The following is a 19,257-nucleotide window of genomic DNA, read 5'->3' on the forward strand; positions in this document are numbered from 1 at the left end:
CCGTACTCGAACCGTCCCCGGCGCTTGTACGACAGGAGCACCAGACATGCGCCGGATTTCCCGGATCACGGTCGCAGGCGCAGCGACCGCCTCCCTGGCCCTCGCCCTCTCCGCCTGCGGTGGTACCTCGACCTCCTCCGGGTCGTCGGAGTCCAAGGGGGACAAGGGCCTCGCCATCGCGTACGACGTCGGCGGCAAGGGCGACCAGTCCTTCAACGACGCCGCGTACGCGGGCCTGGAGCAGGCGAAGAAGGAGTTCGGCTACGAGACGGCCGACATCGAGCCCACCGACGGCGAGACCAACGCCGACAAGGAGCAGCGCCTGGTCTCGCTGGCCAAGCAGGGCTACAACCCGGTCGTCGGCGTCGGCTACGCGTACGCCGCCGCGCTGAAGAGCGCCGCCGAGAAGTACCCGGACACCACCTTCGGCATCGTGGACGACGCCACGATCGAGGCGAAGAACGTGGCCGACCTGGTCTTCAACGAGGAGCAGGCGTCCTACCTCGCCGGTGTCGCCGCCGCCAAGAGCACCAAGACCAACACGGTCGGCTTCGTGGGCGGCGTGGACATCCCGCTGATCCACAAGTTCCAGGCCGGCTACGAGCAGGGCGTCAAGGACACCGACCCGAAGATCAAGGTCATCTCGCAGTACCTGACGCAGACCGCGGAGGAGGGCGGCTTCTCCAGCCCCGACAAGGGCAAGACCGCCGCCGAGGGCCAGATCGAGAAGAAGGCCGACGTCGTCTACGCGGCGGCCGGTCTCTCGGGTCAGGGTGTCATCGAGGCCGCCGCCGCCAACAAGGTGTGGGCGATCGGCGTCGACTCCGACCAGTACAAGCAGGAAGCCCTCGCGAAGTACAAGGACTCCATCCTGACCTCGGCCACGAAGGACGTCGCCAAGGCGGTGTACAACCTCGCGAAGTCGGTCGAGGACGGCAAGCCGGAGACCGGTATCGTCAGGGGCGATCTGAAGTCCGGTGAGGTCGGCCTTTCGGACTCCAACCCGAAGTTCGCGGACGACGCCGAGCTCCAGGCAGCCATCAAGACGGCCAAGGAGAAGATCATCAGCGGCGAGATCAAGGTCAAGAGCAGCTGAGCCGAGCAACACCTCGAACAGCGTGTAACCGCGGTGGTCGCACCGCTCGACGGGGTACGGGGAGGACGCCTCCGAGTCCTCCTCGTACCCCGTCGTGTCGATGTGCCGCCGCCGCTTTAGATGCCGTAGGGGCGCTACGCGCGTAGACGGCCCCCGTCCCCAGGAGAGTGCGTCATCAACGCGTCCAGCAGCCCTCCGGCCGGAGCGGCGGTCAACGAATCGGTGACCGCCGTCGAACTCGCCGGGATCACCAAGCGATTCCCGGGTGTCGTGGCCAACCACGACATCCACCTGACCGTCCGCAAGGGCACCGTCCACGCCCTCGTCGGCGAGAACGGCGCCGGCAAGTCGACGCTGATGAAGATCCTCTACGGCATGCAGAAGCCGGACGAGGGCACCATCGCGATCGACGGCGAGCAGGTGGCCTTCTCCTCGCCCGCCGACGCCATCGCCCGCGGCATCGGCATGGTCCACCAGCACTTCATGCTCGCCGACAACCTCACGGTCCTCGAGAACGTGGTGCTCGGCAGCGAGAAGCTGTACGGCATCGGCGCCAAGGCCCGCCGGAAGATCAAGGAGATCTCCGAGCGGTACGGCCTCGGCGTGCGCCCCGACGTCCTGGTCGAGGAGCTCGGCGTCGCCGCCCGCCAGCGCGTGGAGATCCTCAAGGTCCTCTACCGAGGCGCCCGCACGCTGATCCTGGACGAGCCGACCGCCGTCCTGGTGCCGCAGGAGGTCGACGCCCTCTTCGACAACCTGCGCGAGCTGAAGGCCGAGGGCCTCTCCGTCATCTTCATCTCCCACAAGCTGGGCGAGGTGCTCTCCGTCGCCGACGAGATCACCGTCATCCGCCGCGGCACGACGGTCGGTACGGCCGTCCCCGCCGAGACGACGCCGCGTCAGCTCGCCGAGCTGATGGTCGGCAGCGAGCTGCCCACCCCGGAGACCGCCGAGTCCACGGTCACCGACCGCCCGGTCATCACCGTCGACACGCTGCGCCTCGCGGCCCCGGGCGGCAAGGCCCTGCTCGACGACATCTCCTTCACCATCCACGCCGGTGAGGTGCTGGGCATCGCCGGTGTGGAGGGCAACGGCCAGACCGAGCTGGTCGACGCGCTCATCGGCCTGCGGCACGCCGACTCCGGCACCATCCGCTTCCTCGACGAGGACATCACCGCGCTGCCCACCCGCAAGCGCCGCGAGCAGGGCGTCGGCTACATCCCCGAGGACCGCCACCGCCACGGCCTGCTCCTGGAGTCCCCCCTCTGGGAGAACCGCATCCTCGGCCACGTCACCGAGAAGCCCAACAGCAAGGGCGTCTGGCTGAACCCGAAGGGCTCCCAGGAGGACACCCGGCGCATCGTCGAGACGTACGACGTCCGCACCCCCGGCATCGACGTCACAGCCGCGTCCCTGTCCGGCGGCAACCAGCAGAAGCTGATCGTCGGCCGCGAGATGAGCCACAAGCCGCGCTTCCTGATCGCCGCCCACCCCACCCGCGGTGTGGACGTCGGCGCGCAGGCCGCGATCTGGGACCACATCCGCGAGGCGCGCCGCGAGGGACTCGCCGTCCTGCTGATCTCCGCCGACCTGGACGAGCTGATCGGCCTGTCCGACACCCTCCGGGTGATCTACGACGGCAGGCTGGTCGCCGACGCCGACCCGGCCACCATCACCCCCGAGGAGCTGGGCTCGGCGATGACCGGCGCCGCCTCCGGACACCTCGAACACGAAGAGACCCCGGCCGACGGCGGCCAGGGTGCGGAAGACGAGGCCCGCTGATGAAGAAGTTCGACAAGGAGCGCGTGCTCCTCGCGGTGGCCGGTCCGGTCATCGCGCTCGCCGTGGCCTTCGCGCTGAGCGCGATCGTCCTGATCGCCTCGGGCAAGAACCCGGTCGAACCGTTCGCCCTGATGTTCGAGCAGGCCGGATTCTCCGACATCCAGGTCCTGATCATCAACCAGGCGTCGATGTACTACATCGCGGCCCTGGCGGTGGCCATCGGCTTCCGGATGAACCTGTTCAACATCGGCGTCGACGGCCAGTACCAGCTCGCCGCCATGATGGCCGCGATCGTCGGCGCCCACGCCAGCCTCCCGGCCGCCCTCCAGATCCCGCTGCTCCTCCTCACCGCCGTCCTCACCGGCGCCTTCTGGTCCGGCATCGCCGGTGTCCTCAAGGTGACCCGAGGCGTCAGCGAGGTCGTCGCGACGATCATGCTGAACGCCATCGCCACCTCCGTCATCGGCTACCTGTGGCTGCCGGACGTCTTCGGCGTCAAGATCGGCAACAACAACACCACCGGCGAGATGCACGAGTCCGGCTGGGTCCCCGGCATCGACATGGGCGCGGCCGGCGAGATCTACGGCCTGGTCGTCCTCGCCGTGCTGCTCGGCATCGGCTACTGGATCGTCCTCAACCGCACCCGCTTCGGCTTCGACCTGCGCGCCTCCGGCGCCTCCGAGTCCGCCGCCGCGGCCAGCGGCGTCAACCCCAAGCGCATGGTGCTCACCGCGATGCTCCTCTCCGGCGGCCTCGCCGGACTCGCGGGCCTGCCCATCCTGCTCGGCGACACCCACACCTACAGCCTCAACTTCCCCACCGGCATCGGCTTCCTCGGCATCGGCATCGCCCTCCTCGGCCGCAACAGCCCGGTCGGCATCGCCTTCGCCGCCCTTCTGTGGGCCTGGCTCGACAAGGCCTCGCCCGAGCTGGACTTCCACGGCTACGACAAGGAGATCGCGGTCATCATGCAGGGCCTGATCGTCCTCTCCGTCGTCGTCTCCTACGAGGCCGTCCGCGAGTGGGGCCTGCGCCGCCAGCAGCGCCGCGTCGGCGCGGAGCTGGCCGCCGGTCACGTCCTCGGCGCCACCGACAACACCAAGAAGGAGGTGGCTGGCCGATGACCGCCCCGACCTCAGCGACCGATGTCAACCAGCCCTCGCTGCAACACGCGGGGCCGACCGGCCGCCGGATCTCGCTGCCCGTCCTGCTGCTGATCATCGCCGGTGCCCTGGCACTGACCTCCATCGTCCGCCTGATCACCGGCGCCAACGGCATCACCAACGTCAGCCAGATGTCCACCGCCCTCCAGCTCGCCGTGCCGATCGGCCTCGCCGGTCTCGGCGGCCTGTGGGCGGAGCGCGCGGGCGTCATCAACATCGGCCTTGAGGGCATGCTGATCCTCGGCACCTGGTTCGGGGCCTGGGCCGGCTTCCAGTGGGGCCCGTGGACCGGTGTCCTGATGGGCATCGTCGGCGGCGCGCTCGGCGGCCTGCTGCACGCGATCGTGACGATCACCTTCAACGTCAACCACATCGTCTCCGGCGTGGCCATCAACATCCTCGCCCTCGGCGCCACCCGCTACCTCGCCCCGCTCGCCTTCGAGGGCCACCAGGGCGGCTCCGCCAAGCAGTCCCCGCCGGTCGACTCACTGGGCCACTTCTCGGTGCCGGGGCTCTCCGACGCCCTGGAGAGCCTCAACGACCGGCACTGGTTCTTCGTCTCGGACATCGCCGGCCTGCTCGGCGGCCTGGTCACCGACGTCTCCTGGCTCACCCTGATCGCCGTCGCCCTCATCCCCGCCAGCTGGTACATCCTGTGGCGCACCCCGTTCGGCCTCCGCCTGCGCTCCTGCGGCGAGAACCCGATCGCGGCCGAGTCCCTCGGCGTCAACGTCTACAAGTACAAGTACCTCGCCGTGATCATCTCCGGCGGCCTGGCCGGCCTCGGCGGCGTCTTCCTCTCCATCGTGGCCAACCCCTTCTACCTGGAGGGCCAGACCAGTGGCCGCGGCTACATCGGCCTCGCCGCGATGATCTTCGGCAACTGGATGCCGGGCGGCCTCGCCATCGGCGCCGGCCTCTTCGGCTACACCGACAGCCTCAACCTGCGCGGCGGCTCCGCCAACGTGCACGCCCTGCTGCTGCTCGGCGCGCTGCTGCTGGTCGCCGGCGCCATCTGGCTGGCGATCCGCAAGAAGTACGTCAAGGCCGCGATCACCGTGGTGATCGGCGCTCTGGTCTTCGCCTGGTACGCCACCACCGACGACGTCCCCAACCAGGTCGTCTCCGCCACGCCGTACGTCATCACCCTCGTCGTCCTCGCACTGTCCGCGCAGCGGCTGCGGATGCCGAAGGCGAACGGCATGCAGTACCGGAAGGGACAGGGCAAATGACCGACGTCGACTGGGGCGCGCTGCGCACGGCGGCCCGCGAGGCGATGGGCCGCGCCTACGCCCCGTACTCCGGGTACGCCGTCGGCGCCGCCGCCCTGGTCGACGACGGCCGCACCGTCGCCGGCTGCAACGTGGAGAACGCCAGCTACGGCATCGGCCTGTGCGCCGAGTGCGGGCTCGTCTCCCAGCTCCAGCTCACCGGCGGCGGCCGGCTGACGCACTTCGTCTGCGTCGACGGCCACGGCGAGATCCTCGTGCCGTGCGGCCGCTGCCGGCAGCTGCTGTACGAGTTCGGCGGCCCGGAGCTGCTGCTGGAGACCCCGGCGGGGATCGTCCCCCTCTCGGAGATGCTCCCGCAGGCCTTCGGCCCCGACCACCTCACCACGTAAGGAAGCGAGCCTTCATGGCCATGGACGTCATCTCCGTCATCCGCACCAAGCGGGACCGCGGCGAACTCAGTGCCGAGCAGATCGACTGGGTCATCGACGCGTACACGCGCGGCGAGGTGGCCGACGAGCAGATGTCCTCGCTCGCGATGGCGATCCTGCTCAACGGCATGAACCGCGGCGAGATCGCCCGCTGGACGGCCGCGATGATCGCCTCCGGCGAGCGCATGGACTTCTCGTCCCTGTCCCGCCCGACCGCCGACAAGCACTCCACGGGCGGCGTCGGCGACAAGATCACCCTGCCGCTGGCGCCCCTGGTGGCGGCCTGCGGCGCGGCCGTCCCGCAGCTCTCCGGCCGCGGCCTCGGCCACACCGGCGGCACCCTGGACAAGCTGGAGTCCATCCCCGGCTGGCGCGCCCTCCTCTCCAACGAGGAGATGCTGAGCGTCCTGGACGGCACCGGCGCGGTGATCTGCGCGGCGGGCGACGGCCTCGCCCCGGCCGACAAGAAGCTGTACGCCCTCCGGGACGTCACCGGCACGGTCGAGGCGATCCCGCTCATCGCCTCCTCCATCATGTCCAAGAAGATCGCGGAGGGCACCGGCTCCCTGGTCCTGGACGTGAAGGTGGGCTCGGGCGCCTTCATGAAGACGCTGGACGACGCCCGCGAACTGGCGTCCACGATGGTCGGCCTCGGCACCGACCACGGCGTCAGGACGGTCGCCCTGCTCACGGACATGGCCACCCCGCTCGGCCGCACCGCGGGCAACGCCCTGGAGGTCCGCGAGTCGGTCGAGGTACTGGCGGGCGGCGGCCCGTCCGACGTGGTCGAGCTGACCCTCGCCCTGGCCCGCGAAATGCTCGACGCGGCGGGCCTGAAGGACGCCGACCCGGCGAAGGCCCTCGCCGACGGCTCCGCGATGGACGTCTGGCGCCGCATGATCGCGGCCCAGGGCGGCGACCCGGACGCGGCCCTGCCCACGTCGAAGGAGCAGCACGTGGTGAAGGCGGGCGCCTCCGGCGTCCTCACCCGCCTCGACGCCTACGACATCGGCGTCGCCGCCTGGCGCCTGGGCGCGGGCCGCGCCCGCAAGGAGGACCCGGTGCAGGCGGGTGCGGGCGTCGAGCTGCACGCCAGGCCCGGCGACACGGTCACCGAGGGCCAGCCCCTCCTGACCCTGCACACGGACACCCCGGACCGCTTCGAGTACGCCCTCGCGGCGGTGGAGGGTTCCTACGACGTCGCCCCGGCGGGCACGGCCTTCACGGCGTCGCCGGTGGTGCTGGAGCGTATCGCCTGATCAGAGAGTTCCTCGATCGGGTGAACGGGACCGGTGGACCTCCACCGGTCCCGTTCGGCATGCTGGGGATCGGTGACGCACCGATAGGAGAACCGCCATGAGCGCACTCACCGTGAGCCAGGAGCCCGACCAGAACTGGGACGACCTCGTCCGGTTCTGGGAGGAGATGGAATGGCCCGAGGGCAGCAAGGTGGAGATCATCGAGGGGATCATCACCGTGTCACCTGCTCCGGGGCTGCCTCACAACGTCATCGCCGCGCGCATCCACCGTCGCTTGTACTCGGTGATTCCCGAGGACTGGGAAGTCTTCCAGACACTGGCGATCGCCGTTCCGTCCCGCCTTGGAATGCTCATCCCGGACCTTGTGGTAGCACAGTTGCCGGACCACACCGAGTCCGACACCCACATCCCCGCCGCCCTCGCGGAACTCGTCGTCGAGGTCACCTCCAAGTCCAACGCTCGCCACGACCGCATCAGCAAGCCCGCCGCCTACGCCACGGCCGGTATCCCGCTCTACCTCCTCGTCGACCGCTGGGCCCCCGGCGGGCCCACCGCGACGCTCTACGGTGAACCGAAGGGCGACGTCTACCGGGTGCTGAGCGCCGCCAAGTTCGGCGATCCCCTCTCACTCCCTGCCCCCTTCGACCTGACCATCGACACCGGCGAGTTCCCCGAGACCTGACTCACCCCAACACCGCCGCCACCCCCACCAGCACCGGCACCGAAACCACCGTCGACACGAGAATCGCGTCCCGCGCCAGCCGCTCGCCCACCCCGTAGGTCGACGCGTACGTGTACAGGTTCTGTGCCGCGGGCAGCGCCGACGTCACCACCACGTCGAGCAGTTGCGCGCCGCGCAGGCCGAACACCCCGGAAGCCAGCGCCCAGGCGACCGCCGGCTGCCCCACCGCCTTCAACGCCACGGCGAGCAGCACCGGCTGCCGCTCCGCACCCCGCAGGGGCATCGTGGAGCCGCACAGGGAGATGCCGAAGGCCAGCAGGACCGCCGGGACGGACATGTTGCCGATCAGGGTCACCGGGTCCATGACCGGGTCCGGCACCCGAACGCCACTCGCGGCGACCGCGACCCCGGCGAGCGAGCCCAGCGCTATCGGATTGCGCAGCGGCGTCAGCGGCACCCGCCACAGGGGAACCCTCCCGTCCCCGCCCGACAGGTCCAGGATCGTCACCGCCACCGGCGTCACCAGCACCAGCTGGAACAGCAGCACCGGCGCCACCAGCGAGGCGTCGCCCAGGACGTACACGGCGATCGGGATGCCGAGGTTGCCGGCGTTCACGTAGCCGGAGCACAGCGCGCCGATCGTCGTGCGGCCCACGCCCCAGCCCCGTACGACACCCACCGTGACGAAGACCCCCGCCACCGCCACCGTCGACAGCGCCGTGACCAGCAGCCGGCTGGAGAAGACCACCGACAGGTCGGCCGTCGCGAGGGTCGTGAACAGCAGGGCCGGGGACGCGACGTGAAAGGCGAGCTTGGTCAGTACCTCGCGGCCCTGTGGGCCGAGATGGCCCCGCAGCCCCAGCACATAGCCCACGCCGATGACGACCGCGATGACCGCGAAGCCGGTCAGCACCCCCTGCACGGCGACGTCCCCTCGGCCCGGAGCGGGAGATCGGACGGCACGACGGCGGGGGGAGATATGTGGGGCACACGGCACACCCTCCGGGGGAGGGTGTGCGCACGTCAATGTGATCTCTGATCGCGGGCACCGATGAGTTCCCGGCCCGCCCCCGGTCTACCGCACGTGGACGCCGTGACACCCGCCGTACTCGTGCTGCCGGGGCCTGTCTCCCGAGGGGAGGTACCCCGGCTCTGCGACGAGGTGCGCGCGCTGATGGAAAGCACCCGGGCCGGGGTGGTCGTCTGCGACGTCGGCGGGCTGGGACCGCCGGGGCTCGCCGTCGTCGACCTGCTGGCCCGCCTGGAGCTCACCGCCCGGCGGGCCGGGGGCCGGATCCGGCTGCGCGACCCCGACCCCGCCCTGCGCGGACTACTGGACCTCGTCGGTCTCCGCTTCGAGACGGAGCGGCAGGTCGAACAGCGGGAACCACCGCTTGGTGTCCAGGAAACAGTGGAACCCGGTGATGCGGCCGTCTGAGATCTCCAGCACCTGGACCGCCCACGGTGCGAAGCCGCCCGCCTCCTCGTCCGGCTTGTAGTGCGCGAAGGCCGGCAGCCCGTTGGCCTCGACCGGCACCAGCCGCGAGTTCGCGCACGCGGCGCCGAGGGTCGTCATGAAGCCGGTGATGTCCGCCGAACCCGACAGCCACAGGTCGAACGGCGGCATCGTCATGACGGCGTCCTCGTGCAGCAGCGCCGTCAGCGCCGTCATGTCGTAGCCCTCGAAGGCCGCGACATAGCGGTCCAGGAGCTTCTGCTGCTCCTCGTCCAGGGGGTCGGACACCGCCGCGCCGTCCCCCTGGTCCGCCCGCTCGGCGAGGGTCGCGCGGGCGCGCTGCAGGGCGCTGTTGACGGAGGCGACCGAGGTGCCGAGCAGCTCGGCGACCTCGCTCGCCTTCCAGGCCAGCACCTCGCGCAGGATCAGCACCGCCCGCTGCTTGGGCGGCAGCTGCTGGAGGGCGGCCATGAAGGCGAGCCGCACGGACTCCTTGGCGACCGCGGCCTCGGCCGGGTCGGCGGTCGAGGGCAGTACGCGGGCGTCCGGCATCGGTTCCAGCCAGGTGTGGTCCGGGCGGGGGGACAGGGCGGCCTGGGCGAGCGGTGTCGAGTCCGTCAGGTCCATCGGGCGGGCCCGCTTGTTGCCCGCGGTCAGCATGTCCAGGCAGACGTTGGTCGCGATGCGGTAGAGCCAGGAACGGAGGCTGGAGCGCCCCTCGAACTTGTCGTAGCTCCGCCAGGCGCGGACCAGGGTGTCCTGGACCGCGTCCTCGGCCTCGAAGGAGGAGCCGAGCATCCGGTAGCAGTACCCCGTCAGCTCGACCCGGTGCTTGTCCAGCGCGGAGTCCAGCTCCGTCGTCACGGTGCCGTTGGTCATCGTCCACCCACCCCTGTGGCGTCCTTCGTGCGCGTCTTCGCGCCTCGCACTTCGGAAGCTACCGCAGGGGACTGACAATGGCCTGTGCAGTCGAGAAAGGCGCAGGTCAGCGGAGTGCGCTCAAGGCCCGCACCGGAGCGGCCGAGGCCTGTCGGCGCGCCGCGAGGGAACCGAGCGCCGTGATCGCCACGACGCCCAGCACCGCCAGCAGCCCGACGCCGACCGTTCCCGCCCAGCCGCCGGAGTGGAAGGCCACCGCGCCGACCGTGCTGCCCGCGCTGGAGCCGACGTAGTAGGCGGACTGGTACAGCGCCGAGGCCTGGGCGCGGCCGTGCGTGGCCGTCTTGCCGACCGCCGACGACGCCACGGCGTGCCCGGCGAAGAAGCCCGCCGTGATCAGCACCAGGCCCAGCAGGACCAGGGGCAGGGAGGGGGCGAGGGACAACAGCAGGCCCGCCGCCGTCGTACCGCCGCCCAGGTAGAGCGCCCCGCGGCGGCCCAGGCGGCCCACCAGGCGGCCGGCCGTCGACGCCGAGACCGTGCCGACCAGGTAGACCAGGAAGATCGAGCCGATGAGACCCTGCGGCAGGGAGAACGGCGCCTCCGCCAGGCGGTAGCCGATCACCGTGTAGACGCCGCCGAACACCGTCATGAACAGCGCGCCGATCGCGTACAGGCGGCGCAGCAGCGGGTCGGCGAGGTGGTCGCGGACCGTGCGGACAAGGACGCGCGGGCGCAGGGAGCCCGGCGTGAAGTGCTTCGGCGCCGGCAGCAGCAGCCGGAAGGCGACCGCGCACGCCACCGCCACGGCACCGATCACGCCGACGGCGATCCGCCAGCCCCACTCCTGGGCCACCCAGCCGGTGATCACCCGGCCGCTCATCCCGCCCACGCTGTTGCCCGCGACGAACAGGCCGATCGCGGTGACCAGCGCACGCGGGGTGACCTCCTCCGCCAGGTACGCCGTCGCCGAGGCCGGCAGTCCGGCCAGTGCCGCGCCCTGCACCGCGCGCAGCGCGACGAGCGCCGGCAGCGACGGGGCGAAGGGGACCAGCAGGCCGACGGTGACCGCGACCGCCAGCGACGCCGTCATGACCGTACGCCGTCCGAAGCGCTCCGACAGCGCGCTCATCGGCAGCACGAACACCGCGAGGCCACCGGTCGCGGCGGCCACCGTCCAGCTCGCGTCGCTCGCGGTGACGCCCATGTCGCCCGAGATGAGCGGCAGCAGGGCCTGGGTGGAGTACAGGAGCGCGAAGGTCGCGACGCCCGCGAGGAAGAGGGCGAGACTCATCCGGCGGTAGCCGGGACCGCCCGGGGTCATGCGCGAGTCGGAGGTACCGGTCGTGTCGGCGGTGCCGCTCGTGTCGGCGGTGCCGGTCGCGGCGGGGGCGTCGGGGGCGGAGACGGATGCAGCGGCGCCCACGGTGGTGGACGCCCCGGTATCGGCGGGAGTCATGCTGCGACGGTACGAAGAGCGTCACTCATCCGTCCAATGCATGGAATGGCCATAATCGTTCCCATGGTGCATCAGCAAAGCTCACAGGCCCGTCTGTCACCGTCCGGTGACACAGAAGACATCGTCGCGCTGCTCGCGCCCCGCCTCGCGCACTTCGCCGGGGTCGCCCGCACCGAGCACGTCACCCGGGCCGCCCAGGAGATGAACGTCCCCCAGTCGACCCTCTCCCGCGCCCTCGTCCGCCTCGAGGAGGACCTGGGTGTCGACCTGTTCGTCCGCCGCGGCCGTACGCTCGCGCTGACCGTCGCCGGACGCACCTTCCTCGGCTCCGTCGAGCGCGCCCTCGCCGAGGTCGAGCGCGCCGCCGACGAGGTCCGCGCGGACGCCGACCCGGCCACCGGCAAGGTCGCCTTCGGGTTCCTGCACACCATGGGCGCCGAGACCGTCCCGGGGCTGCTGCACGCCTTCCGCGCCGATCACCCCCGCGTCCGCTTCAGCCTCGTCCAGAACTACGGCGAGGCCATGCTGGAGCGCCTGCGCGCCGGCGAGCTGGACCTCTGCCTGACCTCCCCGGTCCCGGACGCCCCCGACCTGGTCGCCCGCCGCCTCGACGAGCAGAAGCTGCGCCTGGTCGTGCCGGCCGACCACTCCCTGGCCGGCCGCCGGCGCATCCGCCTCGCCGAGGCCGCCGACGAGGTCTTCGTGACCCTGGAGCCCGGCTACGGCCTGCGCCGCATCACCGACGCCCTGTGCAAGGAGGCCGGCTTCCGGCCCAAGGTGGCCTTCGAGGGGGAGGAGGCGGAGACGCTGCGCGGCCTGGTCGCGGCGGGCCTGGGCGTCGCCCTGCTGCCGCCGCCCGCCGTGCCCCGCCCCGGCGTGGTCGAACTGACGGTGACGGCCCCGCGCGCGGCCCGCGAGATCGGCGTGGCCTGGCTGGCGGGGCGTACGGACACGCCCCCGGTGGCCGCGTTCAAGAAGTTCCTGCTGTCGAGGCGGGGCCACCTGCTCCCGTCCTGACCCCGGCCGCCCGCAAACGCCGCGCCTACCGCCGCAACGACTTCCCGAACCCCACCGCCAACGGCATCCGCAGCCCCAGTGGCGGGGGAGCGGCCAGCGCGTCCTCGACCGGCCGCGAGAACGCGTGCCCGAACAGCGCGCCCATCACGAAGTCCTCGGTGAGCGCGGCGACTTCCTCCCGGTAGTGCCGCAAGCCGTGGCCGTCGGAGTGCACTTCGAACCGGCACACCGCACGGTTCGCCTTCTTCGCCCGGGAGGCCAGCCGGAACGACAGCTCGGGGTCGCTGCGCTCGTCGTTCGTGCCGTGCACGATCAGTACCCGGCGCCCGGCGAGCTGCTTCACCGGTTCGGGCGGGGCGGCCATGTCCTCGTCGGGCAGCCAAGGGGCGATCGCCAGCGCCGAGTTGACGGCCTCGTGTCCGGCGGCGCGCAGTGCGGCCCGCCCGCCCATGCCGATGCCGACCAGGCAGACGGGTACGTCGCCGTAGAGCCGTACGGCCTCGTCGGCGGCCCAGTCGGCGTCCCGGGCGAGATGGGCCTCGGCGCCGTTCCAGCCCCGGTAGCGGTAGTGCACGACGTGCGTGGCCAGGCCCTCGTCCCGTCCCGCGCGCGCGAGCCGACGCCCCAACGCGCGTACGGACGCGGCCGCCAGCAGCGGAGACGGCTTGCGGCTGGACACCTCGTCGCCGCCGGGGAGCAGCAGCACCACTCCGCTCACCGCCGTCCCCTCCGGACCGAGCGTTCGCCCCAGCCGGGCCTGGCGGGCCGGCGTCGCTTGCTGTGCCATGGCAGAACATTCTCAGAAGACCGGGTGTACGCCACCCGTCATCGCAGTCACCGTTACATATCGACGAGTACGTACACCGCGGCCTCGTACGGTGTCCGCATTCCGTGTCCGTGCGTTCACCCCACGTTCTACGCGCGTAGGAGTTAGAGTGCGGAAATGACGAGCCAGAGCACCGCGAAGACCACCGCGAAGACTCCGACGCCGGACCAGATCCGCCGGGCGCCGAAGGTTCTGCTGCACGACCATCTCGACGGCGGGCTGCGCCCCGGCACGGTCGTCGAACTCGCCCGTGCGACCGGCTACTCGGAACTCCCCGAGACGGATGCCGACCGGCTCGGCGCCTGGTTCCGCCAGGCCGCCGACTCCGGGTCGCTGGAGCGGTACCTGGAGACCTTCTCGCACACCGTCGGCGTCATGCAGACCCGCGACGCCCTGGTCCGGGTCGCCGCCGAGTGCGCCGAGGACCTCGCCGAGGACGGCGTCGTCTACGCCGAGGTGCGGTACGCCCCCGAGCAGCACCTGGAGGGCGGGCTCAGCCTCGAAGAGGTCGTCGAGGCCGTCAACGAGGGCTTCCGGGAGGGCGAGCGGCGCGCGCGGGCGGGCGGTCACCGCATCCGCGTCGGCGCCCTGCTCACCGCCATGCGGCACGCCGCCCGCGCCCTGGAGATCGCCGAGCTGGCCAACCGCTACCGCGACCTCGGCGTCGTCGGCTTCGACATCGCGGGCGCCGAGGCCGGGTTCCCGCCCACCCGGCACCTGGACGCCTTCGAGTACCTCAAGCGCGAGAACAACCACTTCACCATCCACGCCGGCGAGGCCTTCGGGCTGCCGTCCATCTGGCAGGCCCTGCAGTGGTGCGGCGCCGACCGGCTCGGGCACGGCGTGCGCATCATCGACGACATCCAGGTCCACGAGGACGGCACGGTCAAGCTCGGGCGGCTCGCCTCGTACGTCCGGGACAAGCGCATCCCGCTGGAGCTGTGCCCCAGCTCCAACCTCCAGACCGGGGCCGCGGACTCGTATGCCGAGCACCCGATCGGGCTGCTGCGCCGGCTGCACTTCCGGGCCACCGTCAACACGGACAACCGGCTCATGTCCCACACCGGCATGAGCCGGGAATTCGAGCACCTTGTCGACGCGTTCGGTTACACGCTCGACGACATGCAGTGGTTCTCCGTCAATGCGATGAAATCAGCGTTCATTCCTTTCGATGAACGACTGGCCATGATCAATGACGTGATCAAGCCCGGATACGCGGAGCTGAAATCCGAATGGCTGTTCCAGCAGACGGCCTCCACCAGCGGTTCTTCCCAGGTCGAGGGCTGAGCGGCAGTCGACGGTAATACGGAAATGCGGACGGGCTTTCACAATCCGTCCGCATTTCGATGTTTGCCGCGAGGGGTGGCGCGTGTTTACGTTCAAGGACCGCTCACATCCCTGTCATCCCATTCGAGGACGCATTTCATGAAGCAGTCTGCTGCCAAGACCCTCGGTGTCGCCGCTCTCGGTGCCGCCTTCGCCGCCGCCGGCGCGGGCGCGGCCACCGCGGCCCCGGAGCTGCCGGACACCGCCCAGACGGTGGACTCGGTCGCCCGCACGCTCCCCGCGGAGACCGTCTCCCAGGTGGTGCCCGGCGCGGGCAACATCCTGGAGCAGGGCCGCCACGTCTCCGGCGTGGGTCTGACCGCCGCGCAGCCGGTCGTCGAGCAGGTGGTCGAGCAGCAGCTCTCCGAGGGCCCGACCAAGCCGGTCGCCGGCCTGCTCGGCGGCCTGCCGGCCAAGGGCCTGCCCACCCAGGGCCTGCCGGTCAACGGCCTCCCGATCGGCGGCTGATCCCCGCCTCTCCGCCTCTCCGCACGCGCCGACGGGGCGCACCCGGTGTTCCGGGTGCGCCCCATCGGTGTACCTGAGGGGAGGTACGTCCATGTACCAGAGGGGAGGTACGTCCATCGGGCCGCCGTCACGGCCCGTACGAGCCCGTCACCAAGCCGTACGGGCGGCCTTCTCCTCGGACGGCAGCAGGAGCCACAGGGCGAGGTAGAGCAGGAACTGCGGGCCGGGCAGCAGGCAGGAGACCACGAAGATCACCCGCATCGTGGTAGTGGAGGTGCCGAAGCGCCGGGCCAGCGCGGCGCACACTCCGCCGATCATGCGGCCGTTGGTGGGGCGGGCGAGGCGGGACATCGCGGCTCCTTCGTGAGCGTGTGGTGGGGCTGCCGAACGGCTTCCCCTTCATCTGCCTTCCACGCTACGGAGACGAACGGAACAAAGCGTCGCTCTACGGGGCGATACCGACCCTGGGAATCGTCGGGGTCCGACCCTGAGTGGGCTCATCCCGGGGAACGTCCTGCCGCCGCCCCCGCTCGGACCTGCGACGGAGCCGGGCCCGGCCCGCGGGGACGAGGGCGAGGTGCGCGAGGGCCACGCCCGCGGTGTTCAGCAGCAGCGAGTCGACGTCGACGACCTGACCGGGCACCCCGGTCTGCAACAGTTCGATGCCCAGTGACAGCAGGGCCGCCGCCGCCATGGTCCGCAGCAGGGAGGCCAGCGGCGAGACGGTCAGCCTGCCGCCCGCCATCGGCAGCAGGACGCCCAGCGGCGCCAGCAGGGCGAGCGACCCGCCGATGGCCCGGACCGCCGCGGGCCAGCCGAGCGCCAGGTCCGCGCGGACCCCGTCGAGCGGCCGCAGGTTGGGAGGCAGTACCCAGGGGACGTCCAGTGGCCGCAGCGTGTACCAGGCGACGAACGCGAGATGCGCGACCAGGAGGACACCTCCTGTCACCCGGATGCGGAGCGCGGCGCTGCCGCCGAGGAACCCATGACGCTGCACGTCCCCCTAGACGCGGCCGCCGCCGCACTCGGTTCCGGCCTCTCCCCCGCGAGGGTGAGGCTTGCGCCACATGGCCCCCGGGACCGTCTTCGCGCCGTCCCGCCCCTGCCGCGCGTCCCGGGCCGTCAGCCGTCCGTGACCTCGCCGGCCGGCGGTTCGTTGCTCCCCGGCCGGGCCCGGACCTCGTCCGTGCAGACGTAGCGGCGTGCGGACCGGTCGCCGGGGCCGGCGAGGACGACGGAGCCGTCGCCCTCGCCCGCGGCCGAGTCGGAGAGGGTGCAGACGACCTGCGCGAGGGCGTACGAGGTGAGGTCGTCGGGGGCGGTGCCGAGCCGCAGCGTGTCCTCGGGGTCGCCGGGGCGCGGGCCGGTCACGGTGACCCCGCGGCGTACGTCCGTGGTGTACCCGGCCTCCTTCTCCGCGGCCGACGGCGACGCCGCTAGCTCGTTCAGCAGCCCCTGGGCCACCAGGACCCGCCGCCCGGAGTCCACGCCGTCCGGCACCCGTACCGTCCGGTCCACGGCCACCAGCGACGAGCCGCACAGCAGGAAGACCTGCACCGGCACGCCGGGCGCGGCCTGCGTCGACACGTCCGGCTCGGCGAGCGAGCAGCGCACCCGCGAGGGCGCGGGACCGTAGTCCGTGGGCACCTCCGTGGCCCGGATGCCGCACCCGGCGAGCAGCGCGGCCAGCACGGCCAGCCCGGGGAGTGCCGACAGGCGGCGTACGGTCATCAGACCTGTCCCTTCGCGTCCTTGCCCGTGCTCCCGTCACCCGAGGTGTCCCCGGCGTCCTCGGCGTCCTCGTCCGCCGGCGGGTCCTGCGGCAGCCGCAGCGTGAACACCGCACCGCCCTCGGGGGAGTTCTGGGCGGTGATCCCACCGCCGTGGATGTGCGCGTTCTCCAGGGCGATGGACAGGCCGAGCCCGCTGCCCTCGGAGCGCGGCCGGGAGGCGCTCGCCTTGTAGAAGCGGTCGAAGACGTGCGGCAGGACGTCCTCGGGGATGCCGGGCCCGTGGTCCCGCACCCGGATGACCACCTCGTCGTCCGCCCGCGCCACCGACACCCGCACCGGCGACCCGCCGTGCTTGAGCGCGTTGCCGATCAGGTTGGCCAGGATCACGTCCAGGCGGCGCGGGTCGAGACGGGCGTGGATGCCGCGCTCGGCGTCCAGGTCGACGGCGTCCAGCCAGGCGCGGGCGTCGATGCAGGCGGTGATCTGGTCGGCGACGTCGACGTCGTCCAGGACCAGCCGGGCGGTGCCCGCGTCGAAGCGGGTGACCTCCATCAGGTTCTCCACCAGGTCGTTCAGTCGCCGCGTCTCGCTGACCACCAGCCGCACGGCGGGCTCGATCATCGGGTCGAAGCCGCCGCCCTCGAACTCCAGCTCCTCCTCCAGCACCTCCGTGACGGCGGTGATCGCCGTCAACGGGGTGCGCAGCTCATGGCTCATGTCCGCCACGAAGCGTCGCGAGGCCTGCTCCCGGCCGGCCATGTCCGCGACCCGCTTCTCCAGCGCCTCGGCGGCGCTGTTGAACGTCCGGGACAGATCGGCCAGTTCGTCGGTGCCGGACACCCGCAGCCGGGTGTCCAGCCTGCCCTCGCCGAGGCGGCGCGCCGCGACCCCGAGCCGGTGCACCGGCTTCAGCACGGTCGTCGCCAGCGCCTGCGCGAGCAGCGCGGAGCCGAGCAGGGCGAGCGCGGTGGCGATCCCCAGCGACCAGGCCAGCGAGTTCAGGTCCTTGGCCTCCGGTTCCAGCGACTTGAGCATGTAGCCGGTGGCCCCGCCGCCGATCACCTTCGTGCCGGCCACCAGGTAGGGGGTGTCGTCCTCGGTGATCCGCTGCCAGTACAGGTGGTACGGGTGCTTGTTGGCGGAGGTGACCTTCTGCTCCTTGTTCACCGCCGTGCGCAGCGACTCGGGCACGGCGGAGAGCGCGAAGCCGCCCAGGCCGCCGGAACTGCCGTACACGGTCTCGCCGGCGGCGTTCTCGGCGACCAGCAGCACGCTGAACCGCTGGCTGCTGTTGGCCATCTGCCCCGCGGTGTGCTGCAACTCGTCCTGGCTGGGGCGCTCGGGCAGCGCGCCCGCCCGGTTCTGCATCTCCCGCTCGAAGTCGCGCAGCACGGCGTCCTGGGCGCGGGTGAGCACCGCCTCCCGGTTCAGCCAGTAGGCGATGCCGGACGCGGACACGGCGGCGGTGAGCGCGACGAGGCCGAAGACGAGGACCAGCCGCAGGCGCAGGCTGGTGAAGCGCAGCCAGGACCAGACTCCCTTGCGAGCCGCGACCCAGCCGCGTGACCCCCCCTGGTGTTCCCGTGTCACTGAGGCGGATCCAGCCGGTAGCCGACACCCCGCACGGTACGGATCAGGGTCGGGGACGACGGCACGTCCTCGACCTTGGCGCGCAGCCGCTGCACGCAGGCGTCCACCAGCCGGGAGTCGCCGAGGTAGTCGTGCTCCCACACCAGCCGCAGCAACTGCTGCCGGGACAGCGCCTGCCCCGGCCGCCGGCTCAGTTCGAGCAGCAGCCGCAGCTCGGTCGGCGTGAGCTGGAGATCCTCGCCGTTCTTCGTCACGGTCATCGCCGACCGGTCGATGACCAGGCCGCCGAAGCTCGCCGAGTCGGTCGACTCCCGCTCCCCGCGCCGCAGTACGGCCCGGATACGCGCGTCCAGCACCCGGCCCTGGACGGGTTTGACGACGTAGTCGTCGGCACCCGACTCGAGACCGACGACCACGTCGATGTCGTCGTTGCGCGCGGTCAGCAGGATGATCGGCAGCTGGTCGGTGCGCCGGATGCGACGGCACACCTCGAAACCGTCGATGCCGGGCAGCATCACGTCCAGCACGATCAGGTCCGGCCGCTGCTCGCGCAACAGCTTCAGACCGTCCTCACCGCTGGCAGCGGTGGCCACCCGGTGGCCCTGGCGGGTCAGGGAGAGCTCTAGGGCCGTACGGATGGCGTCGTCGTCCTCGATCAGCAACAGGGAAGGCACGGGCTCATTCTGGCCCATGGAGGGGGTGCGGTTCGACCTGTGGGTCCGGATGGGAGCCCGCCACGCCGCCGGACCCTGTGAAGGAACGGTGATCCAGCCGTGACGGACCCCTGTGACAGGTCTGTGACAGTCGGCGGACACGGCCATGAAGTCGCCGCGGCAAGCTTTTCGTCACAGGCAACACGGC

General features: G+C 71.5%; 20 protein-coding genes. 11 read left to right on the plus strand and 9 right to left on the minus strand.

Annotated elements, in window-relative coordinates; translation table 11 throughout:
- The first annotated feature begins 46 nt into the window (after positions 1 to 46).
- The 7 genes from ACIQ6R_RS02150 (at position 47) to ACIQ6R_RS02180 (ending at position 7,642) form a co-directional block, all read left to right on the plus strand.
- Positions 47 to 1,096, plus strand: coding sequence for a BMP family protein (locus tag ACIQ6R_RS02150; RefSeq protein WP_404169435.1), 1,050 nt, complete (start codon positions 47 to 49; stop codon positions 1,094 to 1,096).
- A 222-nt stretch (positions 1,097 to 1,318) separates the two neighbouring features.
- Positions 1,319 to 2,878 (plus strand): ABC transporter ATP-binding protein, encoded by a 1,560-nt coding sequence (locus ACIQ6R_RS02155; protein WP_404169438.1) that lies wholly within the window; start codon positions 1,319 to 1,321, stop codon positions 2,876 to 2,878.
- Positions 2,878 to 4,002, plus strand: coding sequence for an ABC transporter permease (locus tag ACIQ6R_RS02160; protein ID WP_404218140.1), 1,125 nt, complete (start codon positions 2,878 to 2,880; stop codon positions 4,000 to 4,002). Before ACIQ6R_RS02155 ends, ACIQ6R_RS02160 begins: the two co-directional genes overlap by 1 nt.
- The gene (locus ACIQ6R_RS02165; RefSeq protein ID WP_404169444.1) at positions 3,999 to 5,273 is read left to right on the plus strand and encodes an ABC transporter permease; all 1,275 of its coding nucleotides are present in this window, start codon (positions 3,999 to 4,001) and stop codon (positions 5,271 to 5,273) included. The genes ACIQ6R_RS02160 and ACIQ6R_RS02165 overlap by 4 nt, the downstream gene beginning before the upstream one ends.
- Positions 5,270 to 5,662 (plus strand): cytidine deaminase, encoded by a 393-nt coding sequence (locus ACIQ6R_RS02170; RefSeq protein WP_404169447.1) that lies wholly within the window; start codon positions 5,270 to 5,272, stop codon positions 5,660 to 5,662. Before ACIQ6R_RS02165 ends, ACIQ6R_RS02170 begins: the two co-directional genes overlap by 4 nt.
- Before the next feature lie 14 nt (positions 5,663 to 5,676).
- A complete protein-coding gene (locus ACIQ6R_RS02175; protein ID WP_404169450.1) occupies positions 5,677 to 6,960 on the plus strand; it encodes a thymidine phosphorylase in 1,284 nt (427 codons plus the stop codon).
- A 97-nt stretch (positions 6,961 to 7,057) separates the two neighbouring features.
- Positions 7,058 to 7,642, plus strand: coding sequence for a Uma2 family endonuclease (locus ACIQ6R_RS02180; protein ID WP_404169453.1), 585 nt, complete (start codon positions 7,058 to 7,060; stop codon positions 7,640 to 7,642).
- A 1-nt stretch (position 7,643) separates the two neighbouring features.
- Here ACIQ6R_RS02180 and ACIQ6R_RS02185 read toward each other — a convergent pair whose 3' ends face one another.
- Entirely contained in the window at positions 7,644 to 8,564 is a 921-nt protein-coding gene (locus ACIQ6R_RS02185; protein ID WP_404218143.1) for an AEC family transporter, read from the minus strand.
- A gap of 129 nt (positions 8,565 to 8,693) precedes the next feature.
- On the opposite strand from ACIQ6R_RS02185, the gene ACIQ6R_RS02190 reads away from it, so the two are divergent.
- Positions 8,694 to 9,080 carry an STAS domain-containing protein gene (locus ACIQ6R_RS02190; RefSeq protein WP_404218146.1) on the plus strand — a complete coding sequence of 129 codons (387 nt, stop codon included), beginning with the start codon at positions 8,694 to 8,696 and terminating at the stop codon, positions 9,078 to 9,080.
- Here the strand turns inward: ACIQ6R_RS02190 and ACIQ6R_RS02195 are convergent.
- Positions 8,973 to 9,977 carry a sigma-70 family RNA polymerase sigma factor gene (locus tag ACIQ6R_RS02195; protein ID WP_404169462.1) on the minus strand — a complete coding sequence of 335 codons (1,005 nt, stop codon included), beginning with the start codon at positions 9,975 to 9,977 and terminating at the stop codon, positions 8,973 to 8,975. The genes ACIQ6R_RS02190 and ACIQ6R_RS02195 overlap by 108 nt on opposite strands.
- A 106-nt stretch (positions 9,978 to 10,083) precedes the next feature.
- Positions 10,084 to 11,436 (minus strand): MFS transporter, encoded by a 1,353-nt coding sequence (locus ACIQ6R_RS02200; protein WP_404218148.1) that lies wholly within the window; start codon positions 11,434 to 11,436, stop codon positions 10,084 to 10,086.
- 63 nt (positions 11,437 to 11,499) lie between these two features.
- Between ACIQ6R_RS02200 and ACIQ6R_RS02205 the strand changes: the two genes are divergently transcribed.
- Positions 11,500 to 12,453, plus strand: a complete 954-nt coding sequence (locus ACIQ6R_RS02205; protein WP_404169468.1) for a LysR family transcriptional regulator — start codon at positions 11,500 to 11,502, stop codon at positions 12,451 to 12,453.
- Between the two features lie 25 nt (positions 12,454 to 12,478).
- On the opposite strand, the gene ACIQ6R_RS02210 is transcribed toward ACIQ6R_RS02205, so the two are convergent.
- The gene (locus ACIQ6R_RS02210; protein WP_404218150.1) at positions 12,479 to 13,240 is read right to left on the minus strand and encodes an alpha/beta hydrolase; all 762 of its coding nucleotides are present in this window, start codon (positions 13,238 to 13,240) and stop codon (positions 12,479 to 12,481) included.
- 156 nt (positions 13,241 to 13,396) lie between these two features.
- Between ACIQ6R_RS02210 and ACIQ6R_RS02215 the strand changes: the two genes are divergently transcribed.
- The gene (locus ACIQ6R_RS02215; RefSeq protein ID WP_404218152.1) at positions 13,397 to 14,566 is read left to right on the plus strand and encodes an adenosine deaminase; all 1,170 of its coding nucleotides are present in this window, start codon (positions 13,397 to 13,399) and stop codon (positions 14,564 to 14,566) included.
- Between the two features lie 138 nt (positions 14,567 to 14,704).
- On the plus strand, positions 14,705 to 15,073 hold the full coding sequence (locus tag ACIQ6R_RS02220; protein ID WP_310871579.1) for an ATP-binding protein: 369 nt from the start codon (positions 14,705 to 14,707) through the stop codon (positions 15,071 to 15,073).
- Positions 15,074 to 15,220: 147 nt separating this feature from the next.
- Here ACIQ6R_RS02220 and ACIQ6R_RS02225 read toward each other — a convergent pair whose 3' ends face one another.
- The 5 genes from ACIQ6R_RS02225 to afsQ1 all read right to left on the minus strand — a co-directional run bounded on the left by ACIQ6R_RS02225 (position 15,221) and on the right by afsQ1 (position 19,070).
- Entirely contained in the window at positions 15,221 to 15,424 is a 204-nt protein-coding gene (locus ACIQ6R_RS02225) for a PspC domain-containing protein (protein WP_310871578.1), read from the minus strand.
- A gap of 94 nt (positions 15,425 to 15,518) precedes the next feature.
- Positions 15,519 to 16,070, minus strand: a complete 552-nt coding sequence (locus ACIQ6R_RS02230) for a VanZ family protein (RefSeq protein ID WP_404169479.1) — start codon at positions 16,068 to 16,070, stop codon at positions 15,519 to 15,521.
- A gap of 125 nt (positions 16,071 to 16,195) precedes the next feature.
- On the minus strand, positions 16,196 to 16,804 hold the full coding sequence (locus ACIQ6R_RS02235) for a hypothetical protein (protein WP_404169481.1): 609 nt from the start codon (positions 16,802 to 16,804) through the stop codon (positions 16,196 to 16,198).
- Entirely contained in the window at positions 16,804 to 18,396 is a 1,593-nt protein-coding gene (locus tag ACIQ6R_RS02240; RefSeq protein WP_404169484.1) for an ATP-binding protein, read from the minus strand. Before ACIQ6R_RS02240 ends, ACIQ6R_RS02235 begins: the two co-directional genes overlap by 1 nt.
- The gene (afsQ1, locus tag ACIQ6R_RS02245; protein ID WP_055418182.1) at positions 18,393 to 19,070 is read right to left on the minus strand and encodes a two-component system response regulator AfsQ1; all 678 of its coding nucleotides are present in this window, start codon (positions 19,068 to 19,070) and stop codon (positions 18,393 to 18,395) included. Before afsQ1 ends, ACIQ6R_RS02240 begins: the two co-directional genes overlap by 4 nt.
- Positions 19,071 to 19,257 lie beyond the last annotated feature (187 nt).

Origin of the sequence: Streptomyces sp. NPDC096048, assembly GCF_044763415.1 — a bacterium.
In the GTDB taxonomy this organism is placed as follows: domain Bacteria; phylum Actinomycetota; class Actinomycetes; order Streptomycetales; family Streptomycetaceae; genus Streptomyces.

What these genes read in the sequence shown, in the direction of transcription:
- ACIQ6R_RS02160 (WP_404218140.1), top strand. Translation starts at nt 2,878, where the DNA reads ATGAAGAAGTTCGACAAGGAGCGCGTGCTCCTCGCGGTGGCCGGTCCG.
- ACIQ6R_RS02210 (WP_404218150.1), bottom strand. Translation starts at nt 13,240, where the DNA reads ATGGCACAGCAAGCGACGCCGGCCCGCCAGGCCCGGCTGGGGCGAACG.
- ACIQ6R_RS02180 (WP_404169453.1), top strand. Translation starts at nt 7,058, where the DNA reads ATGAGCGCACTCACCGTGAGCCAGGAGCCCGACCAGAACTGGGACGAC.
- ACIQ6R_RS02195 (WP_404169462.1), bottom strand. Translation starts at nt 9,977, where the DNA reads ATGACCAACGGCACCGTGACGACGGAGCTGGACTCCGCGCTGGACAAG.
- ACIQ6R_RS02170 (WP_404169447.1), top strand. Translation starts at nt 5,270, where the DNA reads ATGACCGACGTCGACTGGGGCGCGCTGCGCACGGCGGCCCGCGAGGCG.
- ACIQ6R_RS02150 (WP_404169435.1), top strand. Translation starts at nt 47, where the DNA reads ATGCGCCGGATTTCCCGGATCACGGTCGCAGGCGCAGCGACCGCCTCC.
- ACIQ6R_RS02215 (WP_404218152.1), top strand. Translation starts at nt 13,397, where the DNA reads ATGACGAGCCAGAGCACCGCGAAGACCACCGCGAAGACTCCGACGCCG.
- ACIQ6R_RS02175 (WP_404169450.1), top strand. Translation starts at nt 5,677, where the DNA reads ATGGCCATGGACGTCATCTCCGTCATCCGCACCAAGCGGGACCGCGGC.
- ACIQ6R_RS02220 (WP_310871579.1), top strand. Translation starts at nt 14,705, where the DNA reads ATGAAGCAGTCTGCTGCCAAGACCCTCGGTGTCGCCGCTCTCGGTGCC.
- ACIQ6R_RS02225 (WP_310871578.1), bottom strand. Translation starts at nt 15,424, where the DNA reads ATGTCCCGCCTCGCCCGCCCCACCAACGGCCGCATGATCGGCGGAGTG.
- ACIQ6R_RS02200 (WP_404218148.1), bottom strand. Translation starts at nt 11,436, where the DNA reads ATGACTCCCGCCGATACCGGGGCGTCCACCACCGTGGGCGCCGCTGCA.
- ACIQ6R_RS02235 (WP_404169481.1), bottom strand. Translation starts at nt 16,804, where the DNA reads ATGACCGTACGCCGCCTGTCGGCACTCCCCGGGCTGGCCGTGCTGGCC.
- ACIQ6R_RS02205 (WP_404169468.1), top strand. Translation starts at nt 11,500, where the DNA reads ATGGTGCATCAGCAAAGCTCACAGGCCCGTCTGTCACCGTCCGGTGAC.
- ACIQ6R_RS02190 (WP_404218146.1), top strand. Translation starts at nt 8,694, where the DNA reads ATGAGTTCCCGGCCCGCCCCCGGTCTACCGCACGTGGACGCCGTGACA.
- ACIQ6R_RS02165 (WP_404169444.1), top strand. Translation starts at nt 3,999, where the DNA reads ATGACCGCCCCGACCTCAGCGACCGATGTCAACCAGCCCTCGCTGCAA.